The following is a 24,880-nucleotide window of genomic DNA, read 5'->3' on the forward strand; positions in this document are numbered from 1 at the left end:
GACCTGACCCACTTGAGCTATATCAGCCTACTAATCTTGAACATTTTGTGACTTTTATTATAGATCCCTTGTATTAAGGCAAAAAAATAGCCCCTCAGCACAAAATGTGTTGGAGGGCTACTATTGATTTATTTCACCGTGATGGTCCCATAGTACATGTACATGCCGCAATTATACTCATATACACCCGGTTTCAGGTCTTTGATGGTAAAATAGTTATTTTCGTGGTCCATAAAAACGTCCATTCCAAGCTTCAACGATTGTACTTCGTCTATGCAAGTAAAGGATGTCGATCTCTTAAAATTAATTTTAGTCGGGATACCAGCTTTTATTTCAATATTTTTAGGATAAAAACCGTCCCCCTCTACATTTACCGTAACAATTTCATACTTGGCTTTGTCCGGCTCTTCTTGAACGGTTTTAGGTTGGCTAGCCGGAAACGACGACACGCTCCCCTGAAAATAAAACAAGACAAATCCGCCTACGATCAGCGCTACAAAACCAATCAGCATCAAGTGCCAATTTTTAGAGATGAATGTTTTCATTCAAGTCAATCCCCTCCAGTTGATCGTTCACATGTGACACATCAACTCTAACCAGTATATAAAAGTTAATCAAAATTTAAAATACCTCATTCGAGCTATATTTTGAACTAAATGGTGTCAAAAAAACAAAAAGGCTTATGGCCTGAATTTAGGATCATCAGGAACAAGCCCCATTTCCAATGCATATCTCGTCAGTTGTACACGGTTCTGAACATGCAGCTTCTGCAAAATATTTTTTAAATGGTTTTTTACCGTGTACTCGGAAATACCGTATTTTTCGGCGATCTCCTTGTTCGTCCACCCTGCCGCCACCCCATATAAAATATCCTGCTCTCTTGAGGTAAGACGGACCTGCGGTTCCTTTTTCGCTGTTATGGTGACGTCTTTCAAGATTTGAAAAGCCAGTTCCCGGCTCAGCGGCGCTTCCTCATTCACAATAGAATGCAAGTATTCCAGCCATGTGGAGGGCGCTATATTTTTTAACAGGTAGCCTTGGGCACCCCGTTTCAAAGCCTCAAGTAGATGAATCATGTCATCCGACACGGTAATCATCACTATTTTGACATATGGAAACATGAGCTTAATCCGCTGTGTAGCCTCCAGCCCGTCCATTCCAGGCATCGAAATATCCATCAGAATCAAATCTGGAAGCCATTGCTCGGTAAATTCAATTGCTTTTTCGCCATTGTCCACCACACCGATGATTTTAAAGCTTTGATCCATAGACAATATTTCACAGATAGCCTCGCGAGCATGAACAGAATCATCTACGACCAGTACACGGGTATGTGTCATTTGTGTTCTCCCTCTTTGGATATTTCCACGATGGTATACGAAGAATCCGACAGAAGCTGCAACGTCCAGTTCATATCTTCCGCTCTTTCCTTCATGATATTTAGGCCGTATCGGTCTTTAAACTGAAAAGGATCGGTCGTAAAGCCTTTGCCGTTGTCCTTGACGATGACTTTCCATTGATCGTGGTCACCTTCTCCAATAATCCAGCCTTTGGAGGCCCCAGCGTGCTTTTCAATATTGACAACTGCCTCGCGAATGCAGGCCAGAAGCTCTACTTTCTCTTTGGGAGTCAGCGCATCATCAGGAATGGTCCACTGAATATCTACATATACAGGAATTTCGTGAATCATTTGCTGCACCTTGTAGTCCAGTGATTCGTTGGTTGCCAGCATCTCATCGGTGGTCGGATCAAATCTTAAATTGGCAATCGCCTGGCGAACATAACGGTTCACTTCGTGGACGGTCTTCCTGACTTTATAAATATCCTGATGATACTGCTCCTGATCGCCGTTGTGCTCCAGCCGGTCCATTTTGACGGACAATAAAAAAAGTGATTGGGCAATCCCGTCATGCAGCTCCCTGGCAAGATCCTCTCTGGCTTCAAGGGCTGCCTTGGCCGCGCGTTCGTATTGCAACTCCATCTGAATACGTTCCAGCATATGAAAAAGCTTGGTTAACAGCGTCACACTGATTAAATACAAGATGACCGGAGTCAGCCAGTTTCCCAGGTCCATGGATATATAGGGGAGCAAGAACTGGTGTCTCACATATTCCCAGGCTCCAACCGTTAGTGTAGGTACAAATAGGATAATCCATTTAATTTGTTTATACGTCATACCGTCCTCCTTGCAGCGCCACGAAACTTGCACGAACGAACTGAACAGATCAGATCAGTGATACCAACCGTTCCGAGTGTCTTTATGCCTTCCAAGCATAACTTTTTTGCTGATTCGGAACAAGGTCGTTCCTACAGCGGATAGAGAAGGAAAAAAGCCGGCATATATCCATGCCGACTCCAATGTTAAGGATCTTTTTACCGAGGCTTGATCTTCTCTATTTCTTTACAGACCGGGATGATCCAGTTCATACAGGTTGCGGTATCGGGGCTGCTCCTGCCAAAGTCGCTCATGACTGCCTCGCATCGAAATGCCGCCTTGCTCCATAAAGATCACCTCGTCCATATGCTCCATTCCGGTCAGATGATGTGTAATCCAGATGAGCGTTTTGCCCTCCAGCACACGAAACATCGTCTGCATTAGTTCATGCTCTGTCAGCGGATCGAGTCCCACCGTTGGCTCATCCAGTAGAACAATGGGGTGATTTTGAAGCAAAATCCGCGCCAGTGCAATTCGTTGTCTTTCTCCACCGGAAAAGCGCAGGCCCGTTTCCTGCATCCGGGTGTCGTAGCCATCCGGCAAGGAATCAATCAGTGTTCCCAGTCCTACCTGCTCGGTTACTGCACGAACCTCTTCCAACGTAGCATCGGGCCGTCCCAACCGAATATTGTTTGCTACCGTTGTATCGAACAAATACGGTTGCTGGTTTAACACTGCAAACAGGCTGGAATACGCCCCGCCTGTATACACGGGCGCACCTGCGACAGTGACGCTCCCTTCATCCGGTTGCAATGCCCCCTGAATCAGATTCAGCAGCGTGGACTTGCCCGCGCCGCTGCGACCAAGCAGTGAAACCTTTCCTCCTTGCGGCACACGCAGGGAAATGTCGCGCACGCTCCATTCTTGCGTTGCTGTATAGCGGTAGCTCACATTGTTCAGCAGTAGCTCGTTTGAGTTGCCAGATAGCTGGGCGGTCACATGTTCTACCTCTGTTTTATCTACTGTGCCACCTGCTGCTTGCTGCCCTGCTTTCACAGAAGCCGATGCCGAAGACGATGTAGATGTAGCATGTGTAGGTGTATTCTTCTCTGACTCTTTCAGGCGCCGAAGCGAATCCTGATATTCCGGCGCATGGACCACCGCTTCTCCAGCGCGGACAAAAGCATCCAACAGTGGAAAAGCAACAAGCGCAAAAGATGCCAGCCATGTTGCCTCTATGCGGTTCTCTGCTACCAGCCCTCCAGCCCATACGGTCATCATCACAATTCCGCCACCTACGACGCATTGTGCGATCCAATGAGAGCGCCATTCTCTTCGCCGAAGTGAATTTTCTACTACAGCAGCCTTGTTTTGCCGTTGGGTAAAGGAAGCCAGAAAATGTCCAGTCCGGCCACTCAGCATCAGATCACTCATGCCAAACAATGCATCAGTCAGCTCCTGATAGGCTGTACTCCGTTCCTGCTTGAACGTTCGCCGTTTGGCGAGCGAGGTCCACAGCGAGATGGCCGGGGCGACAAAAAGTAAAAATCCGCCATACAGTGCCATCATCAGGGCAAAGGTTCCGTCCATCCACCCGAGTGCTGAAATCCCCAGCGCATAGATGAGCAACGCCGATATCGCGGGCAGAACCAGCTTCAAATATATGTTTTGAAGCTGCTCAATATCCTCGGCCAGCAAACCCAACAGATCCCCTGTGCGAAACTTGCTGCGAATCATAAGCGCTTGCGGTTCTACTGCCCGATACAGCCGTACCCGCATACGGGACACGAGACGCAGAGCGGCATCATGCCCCACCAAGCGTTCCAGATACTGAATGACTGCTTTACTAAAGCCGAACGTCCGTACAAGCACAATCGGAACGTACACCATCAATATATTTTCCGGTTTTAAAGCCGAACGGGTAATCAGATGACCGGACGTAAAGAGCAATGCGCCTGCACAGCCAATCGCCAGAGCGCCCAAAAGCGCCGCTGCCAGAAAGGCCCAGAAATATTGTCTCAGATAAAATATAAACCAGCCTTGGCCGCTATTGTCCGTGGCTCGCATATCGTCCGTCCCCTCCTTCCGTCATTCCCGTCAGCAAACGGTAATATCCTCCCTTTCGGGCAACCAATTGCTTATGTGATCCTGCTTCTTCCAGACGGCCTTGATTCATCATCCAGACACAGTCCATATCCGGCATCCAATGGAGTCGATGGGTCGCGAGAAACACTCTTTTATGTTGCAAAACAGATAAAATCGTCTGTTTTAGCTCCCATTCCGTCTCAATATCCAAATGTGCCGTCGGCTCATCCAGCAAAATCACTGGACGATTACTCAGTAAAGCACGCGCCAACGCTATCCGTTGCGCCTGTCCTCCACTCAGCGTCCGGCCCGCTTCACCAATCGGCTCATCCAATCCATTCGGAAGACCATCCACCAGCTCACGCAGTCCAACCGCGTCAATCGCCCATTCCACTTGCTCGTTGGATGCCTCCGGTTCATAAAACCGGATATTATCCGCCAAGGAAGCGCTGAACAGGTACGGATGCTGCGGAATATAGGCAATATGACGCTGCCATTCGGCTTTGGCATCACCAGCCAATGCCCATCCATTCACGTTCAGCTCGCCCGAGGTCGGTTCAGCGAGGCCGCCAAGCAAACTGAGCAGCGTTGTTTTACCTGCACCGCTGGCTCCGACGATGCCGATCATATTCATATGCGGCTCAACACTCGCGGATATGTGGTCAAGCCGTGCGGAACCGTCCTCGTTGAGAAGGCATATATCCGACAACCTGATCGTATCCTGTCCCGTGATATTTAGGGCATTGCCGTCACCCTTAGCATGTTCTGTGCTGCCACTCCCCGTAAGGATATCCACGGAATCTGTTTGTTGAGCCGCTTCATCCTCTGTACCGAGAATGGATCGCATTGCACCCCAAGCCTCCTTGCCATCCAGCGAGGCATGATAGTCCGATCCCAACTGGCGTACAGGCATAAAATATTCCGGGGCCAGAATGAGTACCGCAAGTGCCGCTTCCAGTCCCACCGATCCGGTAATCAGTCGCAAGCCCAAGCCTACCGCCACAAAAGCCACCGATAGCATACTAAAAAAATCGAGAGCAAAAGAGGACAGAAACGCGACCCGCAGTGTACGCATCGTAGCCGTGCGGTACTGGTCGCTGACCTTCCCGACCGTTTCTCCATGCTCCCGGCTACGGCCCAAAAAACGCAGCGTCTGCAGGCCGCGCAACGAATCCGTGAAATGATGCGACAATAGACGATAGGAGCGCCACTGTTTATCTGCCTGCTTCCGCGCTGCCAAGCCCAGCAGGATAAAGAAGCCAATCAGGATGGGCATCGTAGCCGTCAAAATCACACCTGAAATTATATCCAATGTGAAAACAGACACAAGCACAAGTATCGTCACACACATCATGTCAATCATACGCGGAATGGACAACTCCAAATACGTGCGAAAACGATCCACTCCATCCAGCGCCAACGTCACCAGCTTCCCGCTACCTTCCTTTGCAGCAAAAACAGGCCCTCGCTCGAACAAACGAGCAAGCAGACGCTCCCGCAAGGAAGCGCCTGATGCTTCGGCAAAACGGCCTGCTGTCCGGCGTTGCAGCCAGATCATCGTATGCCTCGCAGCAAAAGCCGCGAAAAACAACGCCAGTGGCGGCCAAGCCATCACCAGCAGATTTTTATCAAATAAAATCGTAACAGCCTTTGCCAAAAAAATCGCTTGTGCAATCACAGCGGCCCCCTGGGCCAGGGAAAGGGCGGCCAGCAGCAGCATTACCGGCCGAATGCCCTTTAATCCAAACCATGCTTTATCCATTAGTATTCCAAATGATCCTTTTCACTGAGACGCTTATGGAAAACAAAGTAGCTCCACGCCTGATAAGCCAGCACAAAGGGTAAAAGCGTTGCTGCAACAATCGTCATGGCTTTCAGTGTGTAATGACTGGAGCTTGCATTATATATCGTCAAATCAAATGCACTGTTGATCGAACTCACCATAAATCTTGGGAACAAGCCGACGAACAACGAAACGAATGTCAGCAAAATGATAGCTCCCGTCATCCCGAAGGCCCAGCCTTCGCGGCGCTGCTTCAGGAAATACCATGCCAGCACATAGGCGACGATCCCCACTGCAACTGCGGCATACATATAAGGGCCACGACGTGCGAATACATCTGTTGCAAAATAAGTCCACATCACCATACCCGCGAGCAAAACACCTAATATCGGAAGGAATTTTGACGCAATCACACGAGCACGATCCCGCACTTCTCCAATCGTACGCAGGGAAATAAACGTCAGCCCATGCATCAGGCACATCCCAACTACAGTCAGTCCAATCCATACCGTATATCCGTTAAACACATCGGAGAATCCGGCTTTTAAGTCCATGTTTTGCTGAATAGGTACACCCTTTATCAAAGCCGCAAAAGCCATACCGAACAGCATCGGCGGCAGAAAGCTGCCCATCAGAATGCATGCATCCCACGTCCCTGTCCACCATTTTCCTTCTGCCTTACCCCGGAACTCAAAGGAAACTCCGCGTAAAATCAAACCAAGCAGAATAAGTACAAATACTAGATAATATCCGCTGAACATGGTCGCATACCAGTGCGGGAAAGCCGCGAACATCGCACCTGCTGCTGTGATCAGCCATACTTCGTTAGCATCCCAGAATGGACCAATCGTATTGATCATCAAACGTTTTTGTTGATCATTACGCGGTACCAGACCTGTAGCCATACCCACGCCAAAATCGAAGCCCTCCAGGAAGAAGAAGCCGGTGAACAGCACAGCAATTAATAAGAACCACAAATCATTTAACGACATTGGTGTCACCCCCTTGAGCAAATGGATCATGGATTACCGTTTCCTGATGTGGTTCGATATCCGGACCTTTGCGAGCCGTACGGACAAACAGGAACGCCAGCACACCGGTTAAAATTAAATACAATGCGGTAAACGAGATCAGTGAGAACAGCACTTCCCCTGCCACAACGGTAGGTGAAACGGAATCCTTGGTTTGAAGTAAACCAAAGACCGTCCAAGGCTGACGCCCCACTTCTGTCATGATCCAACCCGCGGTATTTCCAATGAATGGAAGAGATATGCCGAGCATCATCAAACGGAAGAACCAACGATGCGAGCCCTCCAATTTTTTACGGAATGTCAGATAAGCTCCGTACAAAGCAAGCACAATCATGGCACATCCGGCTGCAATCATAATGCGGAAGCTCCAAAATGTAGTACGTACCGGTGGGATATAGTTGCCCGGTCCGTAAGCTTGTTCATATTGTGCCTGAAGCTCATTCATCCCCAGTACCGAGCCGGACAGTTTGTTATAGGACAACAAACTCAGGAGATAAGGAAGCTTAATTTCAAAGCTGTTTTCCTTCTTTTCAGGGTCAATACCTGCGATAACCGTCCAAGGGGCCGGGTCACTACTGTTTTCCCATAGCCCTTCACTGGCAGCCATCTTCATTGGTTGTGTTTCCACCAAATATTGAGCCTGTCCATGACCAAACATCGGAATCAGCATCGAACTAATCAATGCGACAATAATACTTACTTTGAAAGAAGGCTTGAAAAAGTCCAGATTCTTCTTGTGCATCAGCTTCCATGCGCTAATACCCGCAACGAGAAAAGCACCTGTCGCAAAAGCTGCAAACAGCGTATGTGGAAACTCCCATAACAGTTGTTCGTTCGTCAACAGAGCGAAAAAATCTTTCATTTCTGCGCGACCGTTATGAATCTCGTATCCTACCGGACGCTGCATGAATGAGTTGGCTGCCAAAATCCACAGGGCGGACAGCATCGTACCGATGGATACCAGCCACATACAGGTTAAATGGACTGCTTTGGACAGCCGTTCCCAGCCGAATACCCACAATCCGATAAAGGTTGATTCCAGGAAAAAGGCAAGCAGTGCCTCAATCGCCAGCGGCGTACCGAACACATCTCCGACAAAACGGGAGAAGTCAGACCAGTTCATCCCAAACTGGAACTCCTGCAAAATCCCGGTGACCACGCCTACTGCAAAGTTAATCAGCAAAAAAGTTCCCCAGAATTGAGCCATTTTTTTGTACAAATCATTTTTTTTGATTACATACATGGTCTCCATAATTGCCACCAACAACGACAATCCAATGGAGATCGGCACATAAACAAAGTGAAGAATTGTGGTGGTTGCAAACTGCAACCGTGCCAATTCTAATACGTCCATGATGTTATTCCTCCCCCTGCGCTTCTCTTCAAAATGAATGTTAATAATTAGGTTCTGAAGCCTTCCTTCATCCTTGTGATAGTATTCACATTATTACATATGGAACAATCACTTTTTATGAATAGCCCCCTCAGGCATCTTCATTACGGAATCTCATGACCCGGCTTAAGAATATCATCATTATATAGAATCGCTTTGAAGGAAATAGAATCGAAAGTGTGAACATCGTGTCAAAGCTGTGTCGTAATGATGACAAATTTATGAAAACAACTCAAATCTTCTAGTTAGTGTGACATTTTCGATTGATCTATCCAAATTTTTTCCATGAAAAAAAGCCTCTCTTCGTTCGGAGACTTTTGCTCCGACATGTGTAAGAGAGACTTCATCAATTTAACCTATGGGAGCCCATCAACTGCCATCCGTCCCTTCGTTCTTCTGAACCCGATTACGGTAGGAGGAAGGCGACATCCCCGCATATTTTTTGAATTTGCCATGAAAATAATCGGCATTGGCATATCCGACCCGTCCTGCCACCTGATGCACCCTGATTCCCTGTGCAAGCAGTTCCCTTGCCCGCTCGATCCTCACCTTATCCAGGTAAGCGTTAAAGGCTTCGCCTGTATGACTTTTGAACAATTTGCCCAAATAGCCGCTGTTGTAATTAAACATATCCGCCAACAGCTCCAAGCGCAGGTTCTCATCATAATGGCTGTGAATGAAATCAATCAATTGTTTCATGATCGTTTCTTTACCGCCCGAATCGGTCTGACCAATCCATTGCAGCATATGCTCCAGCGACCGATCCACCAGCTCACCCAAGGTTGAATAAGCATATACATCCGTAATCAAGCGCGAATGCTCCTCCAGTACCGTCCGGCTCTGCTCCTGTCCAGCAGCATACTTGTTCAGCGCCAAGGTAAATGTCTGTGCAAACGCCCCCTTGATTGCAGCTTCTGTACGATAGATCTGAGGAAATTGGACCTCCATTTCCTTCAATACACGTATTGCAGCTTCACGATTCGCCATATCCAGCGCGTAGTATAGCTTCTCTGCATAACGCATAGGGTCCGAGGTTTTATCAGTCGTTTCGCACATTTCCTCGTCCGAAGTTTCCAAATCATGCAGGTCACGGGTAAGCATCACCCTTTCCGCACGGAACAGGAAAGTACGCTCCAGTAGACGCAGCGCCTGCTCAAAAGAGCTTGGAATATCATGTAGTCTGCCCACCGGATCACCAGCAGCTACGTATATTTCCGTTGTCCACGGCTTTAGTGCCTGTCGCCAGGAAGCCAGCAGCCGAACAGCATCTTCTTCTGTTTCCACCGTGGCAGGGAGTAACAAGCCTGTATAAATTCCGGCCTCGAATACAATCCCCCTACCCTGCTCCTGGCACATTTCCGTTAGCTGCAGCTTTGCTGCTGACTGCCGGGCTTGCCGATCCCAGTCAGGTATCCGCAGATCCAGCAGTACGACCTGATAGCTTCCCCAATCCAAAGCGGGTGGCGCTGGATGCTGGTCAGGATGTTCAGGAAACAGGAGGGTTTCGATCCAATCGCGCTCATGGGGAGGCGGGCTCCCCCACTTGCCGTCTTCTTTTTCGCTCTCAATGCTTCGCCGTACCCGTTTCAGCTCTGTCGTCATTTCTTCTTCGTCCACAGGTTTCAATAAATAACCATCCACACCAAAGCCCATCGCCTGCCGCGCATAATCAAAGTCCGCATAACCGCTTAAAATGAGAAAATGAAACGGCTCGCCGTTCATTTCACGTATGCTCCGTATGACCTCCAGCCCGCTCATCCCCGGCATACGAATATCAACAATGACCAGCTCAGGCCGGTGCTCCTTAAATTTATCCAATGCCTCGCGCCCGTTCCCTGCGGTATCTATAATATGGAAGCCGCAGTCCCTCCAATCAATAATGGAGGTCAATCCTTCACGGATCGCAGGCTCATCATCCACAATCATCGCTTTATACATTCGACTCCTCCTCCCTGGGTATTGAAAAGGTTACGGTTGTTCCTGCCTGCGGTACGCTCTCAATGTGCAGACCATAACGTTCGCCATACATCAGCGTCAGACGCTGGTGAACATTGTGCATCCCGATACTGCTCCCTTCCGGCTCATCCTTGCCCATTATACGGTCTAGCAGACGGGACAACTGCTCTGCTTCCATGCCAATCCCATCGTCAGCCACTCTTATTTGCAGCTCTCGTAGCTCCATCGAAATATCGACTTTTACGGTAACGGGTTCTTCCTTGTTTTCAAGGCCATGAATAACCGCGTTCTCTACCAGCGGCTGTATGATTAATGGAGGAATGGACATTTCCTCAGCGCTTTCTGCCAAATTCACTTCATAGACCAAACGATTTCCAAACCGGAACTGCTGAATTTGTAAATAGGATCGTACCATATCCAGTTCCTGACGCACCGTCGTTTTACCGCTGCCAATCTCCAGATTCCGCCGCATCAATCTGCCAAGCAATCGTACCGTCGTTGCAATCTCCGCTTCCCCGTTCAGATGTGCCTTCATTCGAATGGACTCCAGCGCATTAAACAGGAAGTGCGGGTTAATCTGGCTGGCCATCATCTTTAGTTTGATATCCTTTTGCGCTATTTCGAGCCTGTTATTTTTCTCACTCGCTTCATAAACCTGCCCCATCAACTGACGGATGCTGGCAACCATATAGTTGAACCGGCGGGACAAATCCCCAATTTCGTCCATCCCCTCCACGCTGGACACGACATGGAAATCCCCCGCAGCCACCTTACCCAGCTCATGGCTCAACCGCTGTAATCTTTTGGTGATCAGCCAGGAAATCATCGTAATTAGAACCAATGCCATGACCAGCACCGCAAGAACACATAATGCGCCAATCAAGCTGATCCGGTTCGCTCCCTGTACAATGTGTTCCGTCGAAAACACCGAAATAATCGTCAATCCGCTCACACTGGAGGCTGGCAGCAGCTCATCCACAATAATGTTCGAGGATTTCCCGTTTATTTTCGCTTCATATATACCCTTGCCCGCACCCTGTACATCAAAGCCCAAATGCAAATCCGCCAATGTTTGACCCACGGACTGTGTATGGGTAGCCGCGACCACAATTCCGTTACGATCCACAATCAGCGTTTCAAACGGTTCCTTGCTTAGCATATTGTTCAGCTCCGTCTGACTCAGCGCAATCATCAGAACTCCCTTGGTGTTGTATTCGGGAAAGGGAATTTGCCGCACCAGACTCAGCCGGTTTACCGGGTTATCCTCCTTATCCTGAATATAAAACCAGTTAATCGCCGTCCCCTTCAAGGCCGTCTGGAACCACTTCTGCTGCTCAATACCAGAATCTACAGGGATAAATTCCAGATTATTGACAAGCGTCGGATTATACGAATAAAAACGGATGGTCGCAATCTCTCTATACTGCTGTACATACTCATTAAAGTCCTTGTATTGATGATACGCATTCATCAGCTCTACCATGCCCGAATAACGGCGGTTCGCCATCTCCCTCAGCCTTTTATCGAACATCAGACCATTTGAAATATCCGTGGGTACGCGCAATAAATTCGCAGTCTGGCTCTTGATCTTTTCCACGTTGTTCACCGTTTGGGCAATTGCACTGTCCAAAGCCTGCTCCCGTAAATAAAAGGTGACACAGCCACCCACCACCAGCACCGGGATCATGACAATCAGCACGTAGGAGAACAGCAGCTTATTTCGCATACGCATATTATTCATCAGATGCCGAACTCCACGATACATGCCATTCCCCCCGTTAGATAAGCGCTTACATTATTATGTATTCCTTAACTCACCGCATCACGATGTACATGAGTCCAGTTTAAAGCTTCGCAACATCTATATCTATATTTTTTTGCAAAATAAAAATGTGGCGAACAGAGTCACCACACTTTATAGATCATGAACTATTCACGCACAAAAGGTTCGATATGCACACCCTGCGGCAACTTTTGAGGATCGTCCGGGTTAATACGGTCATAGAACATGATGCCGTTCAAATGGTCCATCTCATGCTGTACCACAATCGCCGCGTAGCCCTTGAGGGTCAGTAGCTCCTGCGTTCCGTCCAGCAAATTGGCCTTAATGCGAATTTTTTCATAACGCGGGACATATCCGGGTATGTAACGATCCACTGACAAACAGCCCTCGCCCTGTTCCAAATAAATCATGGACGTCGAATGGCTGACCAGCTTGGGATTAAACAGTGCATACTCTACCGTTTTGTCTCCATCCTGATAATAGACAGCACACATTCTTTTGTTCAGACCCACCTGATTGGCTGATAGTCCCACACCTGGACGCAGATCATAACGAGCTGCCAGCTCTTCATTTTGACTATTTTTCAGATAATCCATCATCCACTGCATCTGTTGAATATCCTCTTCACGCAGCGGCAAGCATACCGGTTCAACCTTCGTACGCAAAATCGGCTCCCCTTCACGTACGATATCCTTCGTGAGAAGCATCTCCATCGGTTGATTGCTCATTCATCAGCCTCGATTCATTTTAATAAATATACTTCCATGTAATCCTGCGAAATATGGGTAAAATTCTCGGTTTTACTTCAAGTTTTATCCCATAAATTATATCTATTAATGAAATGAATTGTCAAAATAAAGCGGTATATGGAGCGGGAGGTTGCGTATTAGAGACCGCTACGCGGGCGGATCATTCTTACGATCGCTGTTGCCCCCGGATTTCCTATTATTTTTTCAAAGGTAGAAATCCGGGGGCAAAGGCGAACGCTATCGCTTCTTCAGAACGATTCCGCCCACTTCGCTGCTGTTTTCGTTACACGGTCATTTTTAAACAAACTGTTTTTGAAAGTCTGAATAATCCAGTATCTTCTATTATTACGACATAGAAGATACCCCACTCTGTTAGTTTAAGTCATTAAATATTCATTGCCTTAATTGCTTATCTAATTAAATCATACCTTTGCTCTATATAGCACTAAACAAAAAACCTCCTAAACCAATTAAATGGCCAGGAGGTCTTGAAAAATTTCGGTGCAATTAGAGATTACTCTCAATACTCAATAGCTTTTCCCTACATTAAGACGGCTGTTCCAGTGCATCCGGTGTATCGCTGAACAGCTTCGCCTTGGGATTAGGCTGTGTCCAGGTGTTATAGTATTGCGAGTTTTTGCCGTACGAATTATCAATCACGACATGCGGCATGTCGAGCAGGCAGGCCAGGATATGACCATGCAGCCGTGAGGTGCGAACCTCGCGGTAAGAGCTGAACAGCGTAACCGCTTTGTTCATGAGGTGGTCGGTGTACTTGTACCAAAAGGTACGTGTAGGCAGCGGACCGCCGATTTTCTTGTCCAGACGGTAAAACTTCTGGAAGTAGACGATCCCTTTCACTTCCAGCGGAGTGAACAGAGTATCCCAGTCCAGACGGTGGGCGGCATCTGCCTCGTCGTCGAATTGCTTTTGCCCTCCTACGGTTTCAATATCCGTGCGCAGGAAGTACAGTACGTCCTTGACCGTTTCCGTAGTCGGCTTCAACGGCCAGAGCTGGTGCGCCATGTCCGGGCATAGCGTGATGCTGCACTGATTCAGCTTCTCCTTAGCCCACTGATATGAACGTGTATCCCGCACAAACATATGTAGATCCGGGTGAGCATTGAACAGCGCAGCGACCTCATTCCCCTTCTGTTCAGATTGAAAATGGATCGTCTGCGGCATGATTACAATGCGGTGGCTCGGAAAATCTCGCACGATGCGTTCCCGCAAATTTTGGTGATTTGAATATAAATCACCGAAATTGCCGCCTCCGTGACACACGATAATCCAGTCTCCCGGAATTTGAAGCTGATCGGGAATATCCATAGCACTGTAACGGGCACGAACACGGATACCGTTATCCTTGAAGAACGCCTCGGTGCCTTTCATGATGAGCACATCCCCACCGTTGTTATACACGGGGTAGTCAACATAAATGATGTTCGAGCCTTGGGGGACTACGTCGAGAATGACGCTCAGCTTATTTTTCAGTTTAGCCATGGGATGCGAATTCGGCATCTTTCAGTTCTCCCTTCCTGCGCTTCTTTTGTATGGTCTGAATGACAAATGTGATATCACTTTTATCAAAAATAATCCGTGATAACGGAACATCGAAAAACATCGGGAATGAAAACAGCGAGAATGCCAACCGTACACAAGCGCCTACGAGCAAAGCAATGGCAATGCCGTCCAGACCGAAGATCGGGGTACAAATAAAGAACAGCCCGACGGTAATGGCATATGCCACAATTTGCCGAAACAGCACTAGCCCCGGCCGCCCCAGTGCGTTGAAGGCTGAAGCCAGAATCCAGGAGCCGCCTCCAATGATGCACTCCAGCGACAACAGATAAAAGGTTAACGATGCTTCCAGAAAAGCGGGGCCATACAGCAAGCCCAGCATATATCGTCCAATGAACAAAGCCGGCACGATGACGATCAGCATAGCAGCCATGGAGATGCGAAAAGCACGACCGACGGTTTCGACAATTTTGCTGTGCTCCATTCCAGTCACCTTCGGAAAGGTTACATTAGTGACGGCATTTTGAACCACATTGAAGACACGCGACAGAGCATAGACAACAGAGTACAGACCAAACGCCTTGGGGGACAGCAGCGCCACGATGACGATTTTGTCTGTTTGGGTGGACAGCGTCCCCATCAATTCCATCCCGTAGACTCTCGCTCCATAGCTATAATAGGGTCGGAGCACCTGGCGGCTGGTGAACAGGCGGAAAGTACGCAAATTCATATGCTTGCGCAAACGGAGGAACGCCCATACCAGCGCAAGGAAACTCGCGGCAAAATTCACGGCCCCTGCCAACTGCACATTGAGCAGCCCCATCAGCCATAATGTCAATAGACCGATGAAGTTCAGCAGCGGATAGTAAAACAGCAGACCGTTATATACGCTAAACCGATCCAGTCCTTGCGACAATGCCGTTGTCAGTGCCGTAAGCACCGCCAGCGGAACCGCCGCCGCACAATAGAGCTGTGACAGGTGAACGATATCCGCACCATAGCCGTTCAGCCATAGCGGCATACATATCCACGCTACAGCTCCCGCCAGCAAGCTGGCAGGCAACTGAATCCACAGCGACAGCGCCACCAGCTCCTCTGTCGTGCCTGTTTTCTTCTTGAGGTTATAAATCAGCGACGTAGGCAAGCCGAAGCTCAGCACGCTACCGATCAGCGTAGGCCAGAACAGAACCGCCGCCAGTTCTCCTTTCCCCTCGACTCCGAGCATACGTGCGGTCAGGATGGAAGTCAGGGTCGTGACGATCAGCACGAAAAAATTGTTAAAGCTCGTGCGCATGATCGTTTTGGCGAGACTGTCACCCGTGAATACTTTCCTTGCTGCTGTCCATGTGCTCATGTTACGTCCAACTCCTGTTCCTTATTAAGCCTCTCGTCTCTATGTTCACATCGCGCTCCTGCCGCACCTCCATCAGCCTACGGTTTTTTTGGAATTACGTTCAGGTAGCTGACCTCCGCCAACAGGCTCCTTCGGACTTGAAAAGATCGCCTTCAGCGCTTTTCTGTAGCCTTGAATGGCAGTATGATTTTTCTTGGGCTTCTCTCTCAAAATCTGATACAGTGTCGTCCAATACAGCGCAGCATAACCAATCGGCCCGGATTGCTCATCCCGCAGCAGATGAATATGATTCATCACCCGCATATAAGTCACCTGCTCCATATTGTCGCGCGAGGACGGCGATTCATGGTGAAGCAGCGTAAGCGCCGGGTTAATGTACAACGGACCGCTTTTCATGGCAATTCGCGAAAGTAACAGGTCTTCCCCTACGCTATAGCTTTGCAGCCAAGGCACAGGCTCCAGACTGCGAATCGCCTCACGACGAAACGACATATTACAGCCGTGAAAAAACTCGGTTCGAAACGTCTTTTTCGCCTTGTGCCAGTTGTACATCGAGCCGGACTGACCGCTGAGGGACAGCTTTCCTTTGGACAAGGACTGCTGGAATGACAGCAGGCAACGAATGGTCCCCATGAAGCTGTTGCTCATGCCCTGTGCAATGCCACCGACACCAGCGGCCTGCGGATAAGCCTCATAGGTGCATATCAGCTCGTTCAAGTAGTTGTTTGGCAGCTCAACATCATCGTCAAGAAACAAAATGATGTCGCCCTGCGCCAGCTCAACCGTTTTCACACGTGAAAGCCATAAGCCCGGCTGCTCCTTGCGATGGTATCGGTAGGTAATCCCCGCTCTACCCAATTGACGCTCATAGCGTTCCAGCACATGCCTCGGCAGTTCTCCATCATCAATAATCCACAGCTCGGTTTCACATGCCTCCGGTGCCCCAGCAATAGCAATTGAATTGATGCATCGGGTCAGATCGTCAACCCGATTTCGGGTGCACAGGGCAATGGACAAGCTTAACATCATACTCCCCCTTTATCCTGAAAATATATGAAGCCACAAGCTGCCTGCTCTTCGCAGACTGCACATTTACAACAGATTCCTGATTACTGAACCGCCGGGCCTAAATATTCGTTATATTTTTGCTTGCGCGGATTCAGAATGAACAGCACCCCCTGCTTGTATCCTTCTGCGGCATTAAAGTTACGGCGTAGTATTTCCTTGAACATCAGGTAGGACAAGGTCCATAAAAGCGCTCCGTACTGGATGGCTCCTGCCTTTTTCAGAGCAAGAAAATAATAGTGATTGATCGCTGTAGCCTTGGCTACTTTGCCCGCCTTATCGCGCGAGCTTGGGGATTCGTGATGAATGATCGTCAAGTCGGGATTGATAACCAGTTTGCCATAACGACTCGCCAACTGGCACATGTACAAATCGTCAGCCACGGCATAGCTGGTCATCCACGGATACGGCTTCATATCCCGAAGTGCATTCCGCCGGAACGACATATTGCAGCCATGAAAAAATTCCGTATCAAAAACCTCCGACGCTTCTCCCCAGCGCAGCAATGAACCTGCCAGGCTACTGGGCGAAAGCTTGCCGAGAGACGGAGACATCTGAAATGTCAAAATGCCCAGCAGCTTCCCTGCCCGGCTCGAATGTAGTCCCTTTGCAATCCCTCCAACACCCACAATCGTTTCATCCTGATCATAGGTATCGAGCAAGCGCCGGATATAGAGTTTATCATCCAGTTCGGCATCATCGTCAAAATACAGCACGATATCATACCGTACGAGAGACAACGCTTCATAGCGGGACAACCAAACGCCGGGACGACTTTTTTTATGATACTTCAAAACGCTTTGAGGCAAGCCGGATACCATGTCACGGTACAGCTCGACTTGTTGGTCGGAAATATCGCCGTCATCCACAATCAGCAGCTCTACAGCCGTATGCTCCAGCTGCTGCTGTCCTGCAATAGATTGTATACAGCGTGTCAGATCTTCGATCCGATTGCGGGTACAAATGATGATGGAGACATCGGACATGCCATTACCTCCTGTGTGTGTATCCAGATGCTTTGGAAGAGATATTCAAAGTTTTTCCAATTGCTGGATGATATATGTTTATTGTATCTTTGACAGCGTTTGAGTGTATATACCTCTTTTGTATACTTTTTCAGTCTCCAAAAGGGTAGACAATACTCGAAAAAGGGCAAAAAAATAGGATCGGCTTCTAGTGCCAATCCTGATCTACCCTTGAAAGTCCAGAAACAACGTCGCATTCACATACCTGCGTGCCATGGACAAAAAATAACTATTTTGCACCGATACCGCAGCTACCAGCAATGTATTCCGAACGGCTTGACACTGGTTAGGGGTCAAATGCTGCAAACGACTCGTGTATTGATCTGCCGCCTGAATCAGCAATTCCTCCGTCGCACCTTCCTGACGCTGCTGCCCTGTAGCGGAATTCCCGTTTTCTTTGGCAAGCACGGCTCCTGCCACATCCAGCAATTGATCTCCATTCGCATCCAGCTCCTCAAACAAGGTTGAATAAGCAGCATACAAATCGACCGGCTGGATTAGATCATCCGTATCATCCTCCGGCTGTTGGAACAGGATATGAAATAACTGACGGATGGATTCAAAATCAAGGCATGATTTCAAATCCTCCACAATGAGCAGCAGTGCGGCCTGGTTGACTGAATATTTTTTACCGATCTTCGGCGATCCGAGAAATTCCTTGAAGTCGCGTTTGACCCAATTCTGCATGGAGGCCAATGAAACATGGCTATACTCGACCAGTTGGCCGAGAGAAACAATCTCCTGTAGCGAAAAAGCTGCGCTGTGTTTGCCTTTGATAATTTTATCCAGCACAGGCGTTACCTCAGTATACAAAAATGTCGGCATCGCGCTGCCGGGACGGTCCGGATGGATATGGGTGCGTCTCCAGGCATCCTGAAGAACGGCCAACGGCTGCAATTCGCGGCGACCTTCCATCGCCAGCAGCAAATGGGCCATATCACGGCGTGTGAGGGTAAAAGACTCCATCTGCTTTCCTCCCTTTAAACCATTTCAAGTTCATTTGAACTCATCATACGCCCATAAACTAGGCTTGTAAAGTGAAGCAATGATCCGTGCGGGTTCTGTTTTGCCTTATTTTCCGTGCAAATTGGAGGCAGGTGACCTGCTATGATTGGATATGAACCTTGTATATTTGCTTTTAAGTTCTTAAAATAAGTTCAAGTGAACTTAAAATGGAGTTCATTAAAAATTGAACGAAAAAGGGATGAGTGAAAATTATATGGGTATAGGTGTCAGTCTATTTTTGTTCGCGGTGTTGATTATATTTAGTGCTTTCTTCGTGGCTACCGAGTTTGCGATTATTAAAATCCGTTCCAGCCGGGTCGATCAGCTGGTCGTGGAAAATCGGAAAAACGCACTGGCGCTACAAAAGGTCGTCAATAATCTGGACGGCTACCTGTCTGCCTGTCAGCTTGGTATTACGATTACAGCGTTGGGACTCGGCTGGCTCGGTGAACCGACCGTGGTCAAATTGCTGGAGCCTCTCTTTCAACAGCTCAACATCAATGGGGAATTTTCACATATCCTGGCCTTTATTATTTCATTTGTCATTGTAACTTACCTGCACGTGGTTATCGGTGAACTGGCTCCCAAAACGCTGGCGATCCGCAAAGCGGAAGCAGTAAGCTTGTTGACCTCCCCGGTCATCGTATGGTTTAACCGGATTATGTATCCGTTTATCTGGCTCCTGAATGGCTCGGCCAACCGTTTGGTTCGTTTGTTTGGTCTTCAACCGGCAAGCGAGCATGAGGAAGCGCACTCTCAGGAGGAAATTCAGATCATTTTGTCCGAAAGCGTGGAAAGTGGTAAGATCAATAACACCGAATATGGCTACGTGAATCGTATCTTTGCTTTTGACGAGACCGTTGCCAAAGAAATTATGGTGCCACGTACAGATATGGTATGCTTGTTTACGAATCGCTCGCTGAAAGAAAACATGCTGACCATTCACGAAGAACAGTATACCCGTTTTCCGGTAGCGACAGAAAGCAAGGATCAGATCATCGGTATGATTAATACCAAGCAATTGTTCCTTGAGTATGACCGCAACCCTGAGCTTGATTTCAATAGTCTGATTCAACCGATCCTGACTGTTCCGGAAGTTATACCTGTCAACACGCTGCTCAAACGCATGCAGAAGGAGCAGGTTCATATCGCCCTTCTCGTCGATGAATACGGCGGAACCTCCGGTCTGATTACTATTGAGGATATTTTGGAGGAAATTGTTGGCGAAATCCGTGACGAATTTGATAAGGATGAACGGAAGGAAATCGAGAAATTGACGGAGAACAGTTATTTGATGGATGGCAAGGTGATGCTTTCCGATTTGAGTGATCTGACTGGCTTGACGTTGGACGATGAGGACGTGGATACTGTCGGAGGGTGGGTGTATAGTCGGGTTCCGGAACCGAGACAGGGCAAGGAATTCATAGAAGATGATGTGAAATTTATCATTCGTGAAATGGGTAAAAATCGTATTCGACGGGTGGAGATTATTCTGCACAATGAATCTCCTGTATCCGAGTTGGAAGCGGAATCTGACACTTCTTCCCGGGAGTGAACCGCTGTGACCTGAGCGGCTTGCACTGTGCACTTGACACTTGCGTTCACTCCTACTGAAATGACATACTTCCAGGGCAAACGGCTTAGGCCGTTTGCCCTGCACGCGTGTAAGGAGGAACTAATAAAGTGGATATTTTATCATCTATTATTATGGGTATTATTGAAGGACTGACAGAGTTTTTGCCGGTCTCTTCGACGGGTCATATGATCCTGACGGCTGATCTTCTCGGGTTAAACACGGAGAATGATACGGTCAAAACGTTCGAGGTTATTGTACAGTTGGGTGCTGTGCTGGCAGTTGTCGTATTGTACTGGCGCAGGTTCCTGAGCTTATTCGATTTCAGACGCAGAATCTCGACCCAGCCGCGCCTGAACCTGCTCCATATTATTTTGGCCATGATCCCTGCGGGTGTGATTGGCGTGTTGTTCCGTGATGTAATCAAGCAATACCTGTTTGGCCCTCAAACTGTTCTGTACAGTCTGGTCATCGGAGGCTTGCTAATGATCGCGGCTGAAAAATTCCATCCGCCCATTAAATCGCATACGGTGGATGACATTACGTATAAGCAGGCTTTTACGATTGGCTTGTTCCAGGTCCTGGCTTTATGGCCGGGCTTCTCCCGTTCAGGCTCAACCATGTCCGGGGGCCTATTCGCCCGTGTAAGCCATACAGCAGCCGCTGAATTTACATTTTTAGTTTCTGTCCCAGTCATGCTGGGCGCATCGGGTATTGATATGATCAAAAGTATGGACCATCTGTCCATGAGCGATTTTCCGGTGTTCGCGGCAGGCTTTATCACTGCCTTTATCGTCGGAATGCTGGCGATCAAAACGTTCCTCGGTCTGCTCAAACGCTTGAGCCTGACTTCATTCGCCATCTACCGCTTCGTATTGGCGGCTGTGTTCTTCTTCATTATTTTGTAAACTGTTGTTTGTTGCCGCAAAGCCTTCATGCTTTTCAGCAATAACAGCTTGTTTCGTATGACAAAAAAGGGTTATCCCATGGGCTTGATTTGTCAGCCATGGGATAACCCTTTTTCTATTTCAGCATTTTGCATCATTCATTATTGTTTTGATTCCAACGTGGTCAGGTATTCGGAGATTTGTGCTGGCGTCTTGGCATATTTGCTGTGCAAATGAGCAATTTTTTCGCCGTTACGGAAAACGAGCAAGCTCGGAATTCCACGTACCTGGTTTTCTTCAGCAATCGGCTGGAATTTCTCAGCATCAAGCGCAAAGAAGCGCTTATCTGCATTTTCCTCGATAATGCCACCCATGAATTTATCCAGTGTTTTGCAATCCGGACACCAGGTTGTATCAAATTTTACGACCGTCAAGCCGTCACCGTTAATCAAATCCTGATACTGCTGCTGTGATTCGATGCGTTCCATTTGTTGGTTCCTCCTAAAGTATATTTATGAACGTCTCCATAACCAAATATGGATTATAAACCTGAGCTTATTCTTATATTGTAATGATTCTTTCATATATTGCAACTATGGCAAGTACACGTTCAAAAGTATGAACCAATTTATCGGCTGGCAAATCGCATTTCCGACCGTGTGACGAAGATCCCCTCTGCCCTACCTGTGCTCATATTAACGGTATTGCGCATCATAGCGGTTAGCCCGGCTAATTTGCTGTAGTGCCTCCCGCTCCTGCTTGGATAACGGCGGGATACTGGCTGCTGCGATATTATGCTCCAATTGTCCCCGTGAGCTTGCACCCGGGATGACAGCAGCAACAGCCGGGTGAGACAGGCTATAACGGATAGCTGTCTGCCCCATGCTGCGCTCTGCATTCGTAAATGCCTTTAGTTGCTTGCGTAAGTCCAGCAGCTCTGCCTCTTCGTAGTCCAGATAGCCCTTGGCTACCTTGCCTTCTCCTTCGTCGGTCAATACGCCGCTGGCGACAGGCCCGCGTGCAATGACGCTGATTCCCCGCTTCTGAAGTAATGACAGTACCTCTTCCTCTGCCCGACGGTCCAGCAAGCTATATTGATTCATGACGCTGACGATATTCGAACGCTCGACATATTCACGGATGACGTGAGGACGAATCGAGGAAATGCCATAATAACGGATGACCCCCTCCCTTTTGAGCTGTTCAAAAGCCTCAATCGTTTCGTCGATGGGATCGTCAATCGTCCCACCGTGAAGCTGATACAGGTCGATATAGTCCGTTCCCAGGCGGCGCAGGCTTTCTTTGACCGCAGACAGAATATACTCCTTGGACGGGTCCCACCCCCAGCCCTCTTGGCCCGGCATACGCCGATTACCTACCTTGGTCGCTAAAACAACATCTTGACGCCGTCCACGAATCGCTGCCCCTACAATTTCCTCATTACGTCCGTGATGGTACAAATCCGCTGTATCCAGCAGGTTCACGCCCCGATCCAGCGCTTCATGGATCAGGTAAACACCTTGCTGTTCCTCCGTACCGACCGACATACAGCCCAGGCCAATCTCGCCTACCAGCAAATCCGAAGACCCCAGACGATTTTTCTTCATCTATTGGTTCCCTCACTTTCATTAGCGTGTAACATTAAATTTTGAATATTACTCTATTATACGCAAAAAATAACCCCAAAGGGCATAGAGACTCCACGATCTCCAATCCTTTGGGATTATTGCATAAAGTCCATATTACATTCGTGCTATCGGAACAACCACTTGATGGCCTCGGGGAATTGACGCTGGAAAAAATCCACTCGATGCACCGCATCCTGATCCAGCACGAGAAGAATATCCTTTTCATCAAGTCCCTGTGCCAGTAGCGCTTCACGTGCCTGAAGGGTTAACGAAACCATATCTTTTTGCACATTCGTTTTCCCTTCACCTTCACGTGTCCCGACGGATACGTAAAAATGGTGTGTTCCAGCCGATACAGTTGCAAAAGATGCAGACCGCATGTAATCAATCATACCCGGATACCAATAGGAGCCGGAGATCGAACCGATGCGTCCGAATACATCCCTATACTTGAAGGCAGCATACATGGAAATCAATCCGCCCAACGAAGCGCCGATCATTCCCGTGTGCTCTGACCCGGTTTGCACCGGATACCTTGCCTCGACGTACGGCATCACTTCTGTGACCACGAACGCCAGATAGGCATCCCCGCCACCACCAAAAGCAGGTCTTCCTTCTACCAAAGCCGCCGCCTTCCAAGGTGTATAATCGTCCAGCCGATTCACAGGCTGAATGCCTACCAGCACTACACCAGGCAACTCCCCCGTAGAAAAGGGCCGCTCCAGTTCATTTAATCCGCTTAGAAATAATGAGCTGCCATCCTGCACATACAGCACGGGATACGGCCCGTTATCATTCACAGAAGCAGGAGGTGTATAGATGTGTACAAGATACCCGCCTAATGAAACTTCATCCAGATGACCTTTCATCGTATGCAAATCTCCATCGTGTACATGTTATCCATTACAGCGCGGCATCAATTTCCTTGATCATTTCGGACACGGATTCCAGACCATTACCTGATAAGTACCAGTAGTTCGGGTCAAGATACACAATATGACCGTTTTTAAACGCATTGGTTTTCTTCACCAGCTCGTTTTCAATCGTTTGTTTGCCTGTAACCTGTTCCTTGCCTTCCTCTACCACGACTGCTCCACGGTCAACGACAAAGATGTAATCCGGATTTTTTTGCTGTACATATTCAAAAGAAACCTTTTGTCCATGCGTGGATACTTTAATGCTAGGGTCCACAGGTGTTACGCCCAGAGCGTCATGAATGATACCGAAGCGGGATTGCTCGCCATATGCGCTCAAGCTACCTTCATTCGTCAGAACGATCAGTCCTTTGGCTTTGCTCGCTACAGCCTTGTCATGTACGGCCTTGATGGAGCTATCAATCGTAGCCAGTTCCTGTTTGGCAGCATCCTCTTTGTCGAAAATTTGACCCAGTGTTTCAACGTTTTTCTTAAAGGAATTGATATAATCCTTGGTGTCTACAGCCAACGAAATGGTGGGTGCAATTTTGCTCAATTCTTTGTACGCATCTGCTTGTCTGCCACCGATGATGATCAATTCAGGAGACAGGTCGCTGATTTTCTCGTAATCCGGTTCAAACAGCGTGCCTGCACTTGCATATTTGGAATCTTTATATTTGCTCAAATACGTAGGAAGATCCTGCTGTGCTACCGCCGCAACGTCAACACCCAGCTTATCCAACGTATCCAATGAGCCAAAATCAAAAACAACGACATTTTTGGGATTGACTTTGACTTGGACCGGGTTTTCATCCAGTGCATGTTTGACCGAGATGGTTTTCGATTCCGTTGTTGCAGCAGAAGATGAGCCGTTTCCAGTCGCTTCCTGTGTTGCCGGAGCTGCTTTGCCACAGGCTGACACGATCAGTACCAATGCAAGCACCAGCGTTAAAAACATCATATTTTTCTTCAT

At 48.2% G+C, this 24,880-nt stretch carries 21 protein-coding genes; 2 read left to right on the forward strand and 19 right to left on the reverse strand.

All coding sequences use genetic code 11. The annotated features are described in order from the left end of the window. Positions 1–128 precede the first annotated feature (128 nt). From ACWXW9_RS09845 to ACWXW9_RS09915, 15 genes are all read right to left on the reverse strand, one after another. The gene (locus ACWXW9_RS09845) at positions 129–545 is read right to left on the reverse strand and encodes a cupredoxin domain-containing protein (protein ID WP_494929251.1); all 417 of its coding nucleotides are present in this window, start codon (positions 543–545) and stop codon (positions 129–131) included. A 135-nt stretch (positions 546–680) separates the two neighbouring features. Then, entirely contained in the window at positions 681–1,340 is a 660-nt protein-coding gene (locus ACWXW9_RS09850) for a response regulator (RefSeq protein ID WP_494929252.1), read from the reverse strand. Next, positions 1,337–2,176 carry a sensor histidine kinase gene (locus ACWXW9_RS09855; protein ID WP_494929253.1) on the reverse strand — a complete coding sequence of 280 codons (840 nt, stop codon included), beginning with the start codon at positions 2,174–2,176 and terminating at the stop codon, positions 1,337–1,339. Before ACWXW9_RS09855 ends, ACWXW9_RS09850 begins: the two co-directional genes overlap by 4 nt. Before the next feature lie 225 nt (positions 2,177–2,401). Continuing rightward, positions 2,402–4,222: a thiol reductant ABC exporter subunit CydC gene (gene cydC / locus ACWXW9_RS09860; protein ID WP_494929254.1), complete on the reverse strand. Its 1,821-nt coding sequence runs from the start codon at positions 4,220–4,222 to the stop codon at positions 2,402–2,404. Beyond that, positions 4,203–6,002, reverse strand: a complete 1,800-nt coding sequence (gene cydD, locus ACWXW9_RS09865; RefSeq protein WP_494929255.1) for a thiol reductant ABC exporter subunit CydD — start codon at positions 6,000–6,002, stop codon at positions 4,203–4,205. The genes cydC and cydD overlap by 20 nt, the downstream gene beginning before the upstream one ends. After that, positions 6,002–7,015, reverse strand: a complete 1,014-nt coding sequence (gene cydB / locus ACWXW9_RS09870) for a cytochrome d ubiquinol oxidase subunit II (protein ID WP_494929256.1) — start codon at positions 7,013–7,015, stop codon at positions 6,002–6,004. Before cydB ends, cydD begins: the two co-directional genes overlap by 1 nt. Further along, positions 7,002–8,408: a cytochrome ubiquinol oxidase subunit I gene (locus ACWXW9_RS09875; RefSeq protein ID WP_494929257.1), complete on the reverse strand. Its 1,407-nt coding sequence runs from the start codon at positions 8,406–8,408 to the stop codon at positions 7,002–7,004. Before ACWXW9_RS09875 ends, cydB begins: the two co-directional genes overlap by 14 nt. 408 nt (positions 8,409–8,816) lie before the next feature. Continuing rightward, on the reverse strand, positions 8,817–10,385 hold the full coding sequence (locus tag ACWXW9_RS09880; protein ID WP_494929258.1) for a response regulator: 1,569 nt from the start codon (positions 10,383–10,385) through the stop codon (positions 8,817–8,819). Beyond that, the gene (locus ACWXW9_RS09885; protein WP_494929259.1) at positions 10,378–12,168 is read right to left on the reverse strand and encodes a sensor histidine kinase; all 1,791 of its coding nucleotides are present in this window, start codon (positions 12,166–12,168) and stop codon (positions 10,378–10,380) included. The genes ACWXW9_RS09880 and ACWXW9_RS09885 overlap by 8 nt, the downstream gene beginning before the upstream one ends. A gap of 164 nt (positions 12,169–12,332) precedes the next feature. Beyond that, on the reverse strand, positions 12,333–12,914 hold the full coding sequence (gene def, locus ACWXW9_RS09890) for a peptide deformylase (protein WP_494929260.1): 582 nt from the start codon (positions 12,912–12,914) through the stop codon (positions 12,333–12,335). Positions 12,915–13,481: 567 nt separating this feature from the next. Continuing rightward, positions 13,482–14,456, reverse strand: coding sequence for a polysaccharide pyruvyl transferase family protein (locus ACWXW9_RS09895; protein WP_044644526.1), 975 nt, complete (start codon positions 14,454–14,456; stop codon positions 13,482–13,484). Further along, positions 14,431–15,810, reverse strand: a complete 1,380-nt coding sequence (locus tag ACWXW9_RS09900; protein WP_494929261.1) for a lipopolysaccharide biosynthesis protein — start codon at positions 15,808–15,810, stop codon at positions 14,431–14,433. Before ACWXW9_RS09900 ends, ACWXW9_RS09895 begins: the two co-directional genes overlap by 26 nt. 72 nt (positions 15,811–15,882) lie before the next feature. Next, on the reverse strand, positions 15,883–16,836 hold the full coding sequence (locus ACWXW9_RS09905; RefSeq protein ID WP_494929356.1) for a glycosyltransferase family 2 protein: 954 nt from the start codon (positions 16,834–16,836) through the stop codon (positions 15,883–15,885). An 83-nt stretch (positions 16,837–16,919) separates the two neighbouring features. Continuing rightward, on the reverse strand, positions 16,920–17,861 hold the full coding sequence (locus tag ACWXW9_RS09910; protein ID WP_494929262.1) for a glycosyltransferase family 2 protein: 942 nt from the start codon (positions 17,859–17,861) through the stop codon (positions 16,920–16,922). A 204-nt stretch (positions 17,862–18,065) separates the two neighbouring features. Then, entirely contained in the window at positions 18,066–18,866 is an 801-nt protein-coding gene (locus ACWXW9_RS09915; RefSeq protein ID WP_494929263.1) for a DUF1836 domain-containing protein, read from the reverse strand. Between the two features lie 223 nt (positions 18,867–19,089). Between ACWXW9_RS09915 and ACWXW9_RS09920 the strand changes: the two genes are divergently transcribed. Together ACWXW9_RS09920 and bacA are read left to right on the forward strand one after the other, a co-directional pair. Continuing rightward, positions 19,090–20,460 (forward strand): hemolysin family protein, encoded by a 1,371-nt coding sequence (locus ACWXW9_RS09920; RefSeq protein WP_494929264.1) that lies wholly within the window; start codon positions 19,090–19,092, stop codon positions 20,458–20,460. 128 nt (positions 20,461–20,588) lie between these two features. Further along, a complete protein-coding gene (gene bacA / locus ACWXW9_RS09925; RefSeq protein ID WP_082067091.1) occupies positions 20,589–21,386 on the forward strand; it encodes an undecaprenyl-diphosphate phosphatase in 798 nt (265 codons plus the stop codon). Positions 21,387–21,526: 140 nt separating this feature from the next. On the opposite strand, the gene ACWXW9_RS09930 is transcribed toward bacA, so the two are convergent. The 4 genes from ACWXW9_RS09930 to ACWXW9_RS09945 form a co-directional block, all read right to left on the reverse strand. Next, entirely contained in the window at positions 21,527–21,853 is a 327-nt protein-coding gene (locus ACWXW9_RS09930) for a thioredoxin family protein (protein ID WP_044644532.1), read from the reverse strand. A gap of 207 nt (positions 21,854–22,060) precedes the next feature. Continuing rightward, positions 22,061–22,972: an aldo/keto reductase gene (locus ACWXW9_RS09935; RefSeq protein WP_494929265.1), complete on the reverse strand. Its 912-nt coding sequence runs from the start codon at positions 22,970–22,972 to the stop codon at positions 22,061–22,063. A 146-nt stretch (positions 22,973–23,118) separates the two neighbouring features. Further along, a complete protein-coding gene (locus ACWXW9_RS09940) occupies positions 23,119–23,862 on the reverse strand; it encodes an alpha/beta hydrolase (RefSeq protein WP_494929266.1) in 744 nt (247 codons plus the stop codon). 34 nt (positions 23,863–23,896) lie between these two features. Further along, positions 23,897–24,880 carry a siderophore ABC transporter substrate-binding protein gene (locus tag ACWXW9_RS09945; protein ID WP_494929267.1) on the reverse strand — a complete coding sequence of 328 codons (984 nt, stop codon included), beginning with the start codon at positions 24,878–24,880 and terminating at the stop codon, positions 23,897–23,899.

It is taken from the genome of Paenibacillus sp. LT-B23, assembly GCF_059417685.1.

Excerpts from the sequence above, each read along its gene's own strand:
- ACWXW9_RS09845 (WP_494929251.1), bottom strand. The coding sequence starts at position 545 with ATGAAAACATTCATCTCTAAAAATTGGCACTTGATGCTGATTGGTTTT.
- ACWXW9_RS09850 (WP_494929252.1), bottom strand. The coding sequence starts at position 1,340 with ATGACACATACCCGTGTACTGGTCGTAGATGATTCTGTTCATGCTCGC.
- ACWXW9_RS09855 (WP_494929253.1), bottom strand. The coding sequence starts at position 2,176 with ATGACGTATAAACAAATTAAATGGATTATCCTATTTGTACCTACACTA.
- cydC (WP_494929254.1), bottom strand. The coding sequence starts at position 4,222 with ATGCGAGCCACGGACAATAGCGGCCAAGGCTGGTTTATATTTTATCTG.
- cydD (WP_494929255.1), bottom strand. The coding sequence starts at position 6,002 with ATGGATAAAGCATGGTTTGGATTAAAGGGCATTCGGCCGGTAATGCTG.
- cydB (WP_494929256.1), bottom strand. The coding sequence starts at position 7,015 with ATGTCGTTAAATGATTTGTGGTTCTTATTAATTGCTGTGCTGTTCACC.
- ACWXW9_RS09875 (WP_494929257.1), bottom strand. The coding sequence starts at position 8,408 with ATGGACGTATTAGAATTGGCACGGTTGCAGTTTGCAACCACCACAATT.
- ACWXW9_RS09880 (WP_494929258.1), bottom strand. The coding sequence starts at position 10,385 with ATGTATAAAGCGATGATTGTGGATGATGAGCCTGCGATCCGTGAAGGA.
- ACWXW9_RS09885 (WP_494929259.1), bottom strand. The coding sequence starts at position 12,168 with ATGTATCGTGGAGTTCGGCATCTGATGAATAATATGCGTATGCGAAAT.
- def (WP_494929260.1), bottom strand. The coding sequence starts at position 12,914 with ATGAGCAATCAACCGATGGAGATGCTTCTCACGAAGGATATCGTACGT.
- ACWXW9_RS09895 (WP_044644526.1), bottom strand. The coding sequence starts at position 14,456 with ATGCCGAATTCGCATCCCATGGCTAAACTGAAAAATAAGCTGAGCGTC.
- ACWXW9_RS09900 (WP_494929261.1), bottom strand. The coding sequence starts at position 15,810 with ATGAGCACATGGACAGCAGCAAGGAAAGTATTCACGGGTGACAGTCTC.
- ACWXW9_RS09905 (WP_494929356.1), bottom strand. The coding sequence starts at position 16,836 with ATGTTAAGCTTGTCCATTGCCCTGTGCACCCGAAATCGGGTTGACGAT.
- ACWXW9_RS09910 (WP_494929262.1), bottom strand. The coding sequence starts at position 17,861 with ATGTCCGATGTCTCCATCATCATTTGTACCCGCAATCGGATCGAAGAT.
- ACWXW9_RS09915 (WP_494929263.1), bottom strand. The coding sequence starts at position 18,866 with ATGGAGTCTTTTACCCTCACACGCCGTGATATGGCCCATTTGCTGCTG.
- ACWXW9_RS09930 (WP_044644532.1), bottom strand. The coding sequence starts at position 21,853 with ATGGAACGCATCGAATCACAGCAGCAGTATCAGGATTTGATTAACGGT.
- ACWXW9_RS09935 (WP_494929265.1), bottom strand. The coding sequence starts at position 22,972 with ATGAAGAAAAATCGTCTGGGGTCTTCGGATTTGCTGGTAGGCGAGATT.
- ACWXW9_RS09940 (WP_494929266.1), bottom strand. The coding sequence starts at position 23,862 with ATGAAAGGTCATCTGGATGAAGTTTCATTAGGCGGGTATCTTGTACAC.
- ACWXW9_RS09945 (WP_494929267.1), bottom strand. The coding sequence starts at position 24,880 with ATGAAGAAAAATATGATGTTTTTAACGCTGGTGCTTGCATTGGTACTG.